This is a genomic window from Shimia sp. FJ5, assembly GCF_032918335.1.
GTDB lineage: Bacteria > Pseudomonadota > Alphaproteobacteria > Rhodobacterales > Rhodobacteraceae > Shimia > Shimia aestuarii_A.
This window is the reverse complement of the sequence record NZ_JAWJUV010000020.1, coordinates 1-856: the sequence shown is the minus strand read 5'-3', so window position 1 is coordinate 856 and position 856 is coordinate 1. Positions and strand designations below refer to the sequence as shown.

At 63.4% G+C, this 856-nt stretch carries 1 protein-coding gene; it reads right to left on the bottom strand.

The window, feature by feature from the left end; genetic code table 11:
• Positions 1 to 842 (bottom strand): thiamine pyrophosphate-binding protein (locus tag R1W01_RS18385; protein ID WP_317275468.1); only part of this gene is annotated, 842 nt, incomplete at its 3' end.
• Positions 843 to 856: the final 14 nt, after the last annotated feature.

Here is an 856-nt window from a genome sequence, read left to right as displayed (position 1 = left end):
GGCAGGGTCGAGAACGGGTTGAGGCGGGTGCCAAGCGCGAGAACCACATCGGCCTGTGCGATGAGCTCCATCCCGGCCTTGGAGCCGTTATAGCCCAAGGGCCCGGCAAAGAGCGGGTGCGAGCCGGGGAAGGCGTCGTTGTGCTGATAGCCGCAGCAGACCGGCGCATCGAGCCGCTCGGCCAGCGCCATGGAGGCCGGGATCGCGCCGCCAAGGACAACGCCCGCGCCGTTGAGGATCACCGGGAACTTGGCCGAGGACAAAAGGTCTGCCGCCTCGGCCAGCGCCTCTGCACCGCCGCCGGGGCGTTCAAACTCGACGATGGCGGGCAGGTCGATGTCGATCACCTTGGTCCAGAAGTCGCGCGGCATGTTGATCTGGGCCGGGGCCGAGGCGCGCTTGGCGTTGAGGATCACCCGGTTGAGGACTTCGGCCACACGCGTCGGATCGCGCACCTCTTCCTGATAGGCCACCATGTCCTTGAAGGCGGCCATCTGCTCGACCTCCTGAAACCCGCCCTGGCCGAGGGTCTTGTTGGCAGCCTGCGGCGTCACAAGAAGAAGCGGCGTGTGGTTCCAATAGGCGGTCTTCACAGCGGTGACGAAGTTGGTGATGCCGGGGCCGTTCTGGGCGATCATCATCGACATCTTGCCCGTGGCCCGCGTATAGCCATCCGCCATCATCCCGCCAGACCCCTCATGCGCACAGTCCCAAAACGTGATCCCCGCACGCGGAAACAAATCCGAAATCGGCATGAACGCCGACCCGATAATCCCAAACGCATGCTCAATTCCATGCATCTGCAACGTCTTCACAAAAGCTTCTTCGGTCGTCATCTTCATCTCAGAGGTGTCCT